The sequence below is a fragment of the Methylobacterium sp. A49B genome, assembly GCF_053346215.1.
In genome coordinates, this window is sequence record NZ_JBKFBO010000008.1 from 278,200 (window position 1) to 284,199 (window position 6,000).

General features: G+C 66.6%; 5 protein-coding genes. 1 reads left to right on the plus strand and 4 read right to left on the minus strand.

Translation table 11 applies throughout. The annotated features are described in order from the left end of the window. Positions 1-351: 351 nt before the first annotated feature. The 3 genes from ACLBX9_RS01770 to ACLBX9_RS01780 are packed head-to-tail and all read right to left on the minus strand — an operon-like array spanning position 352 to position 3,381. Complete coding sequence (locus ACLBX9_RS01770) at positions 352-663, minus strand: AtuA-related protein (RefSeq protein ID WP_447717681.1); 312 nt, start codon at positions 661-663, stop codon at positions 352-354. A gap of 17 nt (positions 664-680) precedes the next feature. Continuing rightward, a complete protein-coding gene (locus ACLBX9_RS01775; protein WP_447717682.1) occupies positions 681-2,018 on the minus strand; it encodes an acyclic terpene utilization AtuA family protein in 1,338 nt (445 codons plus the stop codon). A 40-nt stretch (positions 2,019-2,058) separates the two neighbouring features. Next, the gene (locus ACLBX9_RS01780) at positions 2,059-3,381 is read right to left on the minus strand and encodes a CitMHS family transporter (RefSeq protein ID WP_447717683.1); all 1,323 of its coding nucleotides are present in this window, start codon (positions 3,379-3,381) and stop codon (positions 2,059-2,061) included. A 113-nt stretch (positions 3,382-3,494) separates the two neighbouring features. On the opposite strand from ACLBX9_RS01780, the gene ACLBX9_RS01785 reads away from it, so the two are divergent. Beyond that, the gene (locus ACLBX9_RS01785; protein ID WP_447717684.1) at positions 3,495-4,394 is read left to right on the plus strand and encodes a LysR family transcriptional regulator; all 900 of its coding nucleotides are present in this window, start codon (positions 3,495-3,497) and stop codon (positions 4,392-4,394) included. 184 nt (positions 4,395-4,578) lie between these two features. Here ACLBX9_RS01785 and eno read toward each other — a convergent pair whose 3' ends face one another. Next, positions 4,579-5,904 carry a phosphopyruvate hydratase gene (eno, locus tag ACLBX9_RS01790; protein ID WP_447717685.1) on the minus strand — a complete coding sequence of 442 codons (1,326 nt, stop codon included), beginning with the start codon at positions 5,902-5,904 and terminating at the stop codon, positions 4,579-4,581. Between the last annotated feature and the right edge of the window lie 96 nt (positions 5,905-6,000).

The window sequence follows — 6,000 nt, forward strand, 5'->3', positions numbered from 1 at the left end:
ATTTCAAAAGCCGATTGACTTCGATCCGGTGTGCGGACTTTCTCCGTCGACCCGCCGAACTTTGGATCCCATGCTGCTGTGTTGAGCCAGCGATGGAACCGTCCCGTACGGCTCCAGAATGAACCGACACGCGATCGAAGTCGCTCGACTATTCCGGCATTCGCCGTCCAAGGAAATCAGCCGACTTCTGCCAAGGCCGGGCGGTCGCGTCGCGCCCGGATCGATCGCTTGGGCCTGCGTCCGACGCGGAAGCGACGTGGTTGCTTCTTATCCTCCGCGCCACCGTGCCCCCTCGCCAAATGGCTCGGACTGGATGGGCCGCTGATTTCACCCGGCACGCGCGATGTCGGTTCAGGTTCGCTCCGGAATGTCGAGATCGAGGAGGGCTGAGCCCAGTCCCTTCCCGTGCGCGTCGAGTGCCAGCGAGCGGGTCACGCCGCCGCCGAGAGCACCCTTCAGGACGAAATTGAGCGCCCCGATCTTCGGCAACGCATAGCGGACGACCTCCCCAGTCACGATCCCCTGAAAATGCTGTTTCACCCGCTCCGCCGTGACGTGCGTCGCCAAATGATCATAGTCCGCCACGTCATAGGCAATCAGCGAGATGTTCGACGTGTTGCCCTTGTCGCCGGTGCGGGAGTGGGCGAGCGCGCGCAGCTTCATGGTCCGATTCCCAGTTCTCAGGCTTCCACGAACTGTACGCGCGGCTGAGCGAGCGCGGCCGGAACGAGGACCGACTGCACCGCCACCACCTCGCGCGCTGACTTCCAGGCACCGCCACCGCCCGCGGGCCCGTTGGTGTAGAGCGTCTCCACCTCGTTTCCGATCCGGACAGCCTCAGCATGGGTCTCTGTCCGACCTGCGATGCGGAGCCGGACTTCATAGGGCTCCCGTCCACCTGAGAGGGCCTCCCCGTGGAGTGCATCGAGGCCGATGAGGTCACAACGCAGCTCGCTGGTCGCCACACCGATGAGCGCAAGGCGCTCAAGCACCACGTCCCGGGCCAGACGGCCGCGAGCCAGGGCGCTCGGTCCGGCGTAGGAGATCTGCCCCTCGCCGATGTAGGAATCCAGATACCCGACCGAGACCTTGAGCAGGCCCGTCGCCGGCGAACCCGTCGCGCCGGTTGCCCGGACACGATCGGGACCAACCTGCTCCATCTCCACGCTGGAGAAGTCGCCGACCAGGTCCGGCTGAAGGTACCGGGCCGGATCGTGCACCTCGTAGAGCATCTGCTCCTTGCAGGTGGCGAGGCTGATGCGGCCGCCCGAGCCCTCGACCTTCGTGATCTCGACCGTGCCGTCCTCCGACACGATACCGATGGGAAAACCGAGACGCGCGAGATGCGGCACGTCCTTGCAGCCCGGATCGGCGAAGTAGCCCCCGGTGATCTGACCGGCGCATTCGAGCAGGTGTCCGACCAGGGTGCCTCGGCCAAGCCGTTCCCAATCGTCCATCGCCCAGCCGAACTCGTGAACCAGCGGGGCGAGGAACAGGGCCGGATCGCCGACGCGGCCGGTGATGACCACGTCGGCGCCATCCGCGAGCGCGGCAACGATCGGTGCCGCGCCGAGATAGGCATTGGCCGAGATGATGCGGTTGCCGAGACTGGCCACCGGCTCGCCGCTCTCTTCCAGGGTGAAATCGCCGCCGCGCACCGCGTCGAGCACGTCGTCACCGGTGACCGCAGCGATCCTCAGACCGGCGAGACCGAGTTCCCGCGCCAAGCCTCCGATCTTCTGTGCCGCGGCACGCGGATTGGCCGCGCCCATGTTGGTCACGATGCGGATGCCGCGGGCCCGGCAATGCGCGAGGACCGCACGCATGCGCGCCTCGAGGAGCGGATCGTAGCCGCCTTGAGGGTCCTGCAGCTTAGCCTGCTGCGCGAGGGCAATGGTGCGCTCGGCGAGACACTCGAAGACGAGGTAGTCGATCTCACCTTTCTCGGCGAGTTCGACAGCGGGCTCGATGCGATCGCCAGCGTAGCCTGCACCGGCGCCCAAGCGGACGGTTCTCATGGATCGATCTCCGCTGTCAGAGAGGCTGTCAGAAAGACTCTCAAAGGGGGAACAGGCCGAGGGCGACGCAGGCGAAGGTCATCACCACCGAGGCTGCCAGCAGGAACGGGAAGGTGAACTTCTGGTGGTCAGCCAGATCGATGCCGGTCAGCCCACACACCAGGAACGTCGCGGGTGTCAGCGGGCTTACCGGAAAGCCCGTGGTCATCTGGCCGAGCAGCGCGCCCTGGGCGATCTGTACCGGCGGTACGCCGAGTTGGTGGGCGACCTCGGACACGACGGGCAGGACGCCGAAGTAGAACGAGTCCGGGTCGAACAGCATTGACAGAGGCATCGAGACGAGGCCGAGCGCGAAGGGAATGTGTCGTCCCATCTCCGGCGGCACGAAGGTCACGGCGGCCTGTGCCATGGCCTTGAGCATCCCGGTGCCCTGCATGATCCCGGTGAACACGCCGGCCGCCAGGAGGATCGAGGCCATCAGGATCGCCGCTTTGGCGTGGGCGTCGATGCGCTGACGCTGGGCGTCCACCTGCGGGTAGTTGATAAGCAACGCCAGGGACGTCCCAAGCATGAACATCAGCGCCGGGGGCACCTTCTCGGCCATGAACACCATCGTTCCGAGCACGAGGGCCGTGAGGCCGATGTTGATCCAGAACCGGTCCGGCCGTCGCAGGGCTTGCTCCGCGTCGCTCAATCTGCGCGTGGCCATGATCGGCGCTGCGTCCGTTCCGGCGGTGGCGGGTTGCGGCATGCGTGCGAGACGCCGCTCCTCCCGGAGGCCGAGCCAGTACGAGACGGCGAAGATGAACACGAGACCGACCGCCTGCACCGGAACGAGCGGCGAGAAGATCTCCGGGATCGGCAGCTTGAGCGCGGCGGAGGCGCGGATCATCGGCCCGGTCCAGGGCAGGAAATTCACGCCCGCCGCCATCGAGGCCGCGCAGGCCAGGACGCGCCGGTCGATGCCGACACGGTCGTAGAGGGGCAGCATCGCGGGGATCGTGATCAGGAACGTCACCGCGCCTGACCCGTCGAGGTGGATCAGCAGCGCCAGCAGCGTCGTACCGGGCACGATCCGGGTTGGACGGGTGCCGACCGTGGCGAGGATTCGGTCGATGATCGGATCGAGCATCCCGGCATCGCTGACGATGCCGAAGAACAGGATCGCGAACACGAACATGCCGACGACGCCGGCCAGGCTCTGCAGGCCCGTGAGGACGAACTTGCCGGTGTCGAGGCCGAAGCCACCCACCAGCGCGGCCGCTACCGGGATCACGATCAGCGCCACCAGCGGGGACATGCGCTTGGTCAGGATGACGGCGAGCAGCAGCACGATCGTGCACAGGCCGAGCAGAGCCAGCATGCAATCCTCCCGGTGAGACGAGGCGCCTTGTTTCGCGCTCTCAGCCGAAAGGAAACCGCGAATGGCTACATAAGACAATTGAAAAGGTTGGATTGCAGCGATAGCCGGAGATTATGGATCTCAAATTGCAGCAGGTACGCGCTTTCGTTTCCGTCGTTCAGGCGGGCAGCTTCACCCGCGCCGCTGCCCTGCTGAACCTGTCGCAGCCGGCGCTCACCGTGCAGATCCAGCGTCTGGAAGAGAGTCTCGACGCGCGACTCCTCGACCGCACGAGTCGCACCGTGGCGCCGACCCGCCTCGGACGCGATCTCCTGCCGGTTTTTCAGCGGGTTCTGCGCGATCTCGACAAGGTGGTGCTCGATGCCCGCGACCTCGCAGCCCACCGTCACGGCGTCGTGCGCGTCGCGACCCTGCCGTCCTTCGCGGCGGCCGCGCTGGCCGAGGCGATCGCGCTCTATCGCCAGGACCATCCGGGAGTGACATTTGTCATCAAGGACGTGATCGCGCAGCGCGTCCTCGATCTCGTGCGCGCCGAGGACGTCGATGTGGGCATCGTCGGCGGCGACGTCCGCGATCCGGACCTCACCGTCCTCCATCGGACGAGCGACGCCCTGCACGTCGTCTATCCCCAAGGCCACCCGGTCGGCACGCTCCCGAAAGTCACGATCGACACGCTGGCTGAATTTCCTCTGGTCTTGATGGATCCCGCCACGAGCGTGCGGGCCGTGGTCGATCTCGCCTTCATCGGCGCGGGACGTCTGCCGATGATAGCCTGCGAGGCGACCTACATGATGACGGCGATCGGCATGGTTCGGGCCGGGCTTGGTTTGACGATACTTCCGGGTTCGGCGCGCGAGATCCAGGCTGAGCCCGGTCTGCGATCGCGCCCGATCGACGATCCGCAATTCGAGCGTCCGATCTGCCTGATCAAAAAGGCGGGCCGGACGATGCCGAAGGCTGTCGAGACGTTCTGCGCCCTGTTGTCGACCTTAGCCGTGCGGCCCGTGAGTTAGACGCCCCACTGCTCAGGCAGCGTGATGCTTTTGTCGAACGGATGATCGGCGCTTGTCGCGCAGCGCGAACGGCTGCGTCTGGTCTCGCGGTACACACATCCCGGAGCGGTCCAGTGGCCTTGGACAAGGTCCGCCCTGTCGGTTCGCGCCCGAATCTGGCTCCCCGCGTGGCCACCGCCAACCGTCAGTTCGACAACGGCATGTCGCCTTCAGGATGCGGGCCACTCCTCCTGAACGGCAGGGCCGACCAGCCCGCGAACACCGCATCGCTGCCCATGCTCTCCTCGATGCGCAACATCGCGTTCCACTTGGCCATGCGCTCCGAGCGGGAAAAAGATCCAACCTTGAACTGCCCGGCATCCCAGCCGACCGCTAGATCCACGATGGTGGTGTCCTCCGTCTCGCCTGAGCGCGCCGACACGATGGTGCCAAAGCCGGCTTCGCGACCGGCGCGCAGGGCCGCATATGTCTCCGTAACCGTGCCGGCCTGGTTCGGCTTGATCAACACCGCATTGGCTGAACGGTCACGGGCGGCCCGCTTCACCCGCGCCGCGTTCGTCACCAGAAAATCATCCCCGATGATCTGGCACCGCGGGCCGAAGCGCGCCACGAAGGCCCGGAAACCGTCGGTGTCGTCTTCGGCCACGGGATCTTCGACCGACACGATGGGATACGTCCGGAGCCAGCCTGCGAGCATGTCGATCAGCTGGCCCGTATCGAGCCTCCGTCCGTCAAGCGCCAGGGCGTAGATGCCGGCTTCCCCGAACTCAGAGGCCGCGACATCCAGAGAGATGGCCACGTCAACGCCGGGCTTGAAGCCTGCGGCCTCGATCGCCAGCACGAGCGTGTCCAGCGCCTCCTCATTGGAGGCGAAGACGGGCCAGTACCCGCCCTCGTCCGCCACGCCCTGGAGCTTGCCGGCCTTGCGCATCAGGCCGCCGGCCGCGCGATAGATCTCGGCCGTCCAGTCGAGGGCCTCGGCGAAGGAGCCAGCGCCGGGGCACATCACCATGAAATCCTGAACGTCGACGCGTCGCTCGGCATGGGCTCCGCCCCCGAAGATCTGGATCTCAGGGAGGGGGATGCGCACCCGTTGCGACCCGGCCAGAAGCTTCCAGACGGGAAGGCCGGCGGCGCGTGCATGGGCTTGCAGCGCAGCCATCGAGGCCGCGACGAGGGCATTGCCGCCAAGCCGCGACTTGTCGGGGGTGCCGTCGAGCGCGATCATCGCGGCGTCGACCGCCGCGAGATCGCCTGCGTCCATCCCGACCAGAGTTTGGGCGATGGGACCGTTCACGTTGCCGATCGCGCGGCGGACGTCGAGACCGCCGAAAGCCGCGCCGGCGTCTCGCAAATCGACTGCCTCGCCCGAGCCGGTGGATGCTCCTGCCGGCGCGATCGCACGACCGACGATCCCCTCGTGCAGGGTGACCTCGACCTCGACGGTCGGGCGACCGCGGGAGTCCCAGACGCGGCGTCCGTGAACGCCTCTGATGATGGCATCGGTCACGGCAGGATCTCCTTCGCCCACTGGTCTCGAACGTGGGCCAGCCGCCGCGGACGGTCGTGTCCCTGGAGGTGGTGTAGCTCGCCGGTAGCGGGAGAG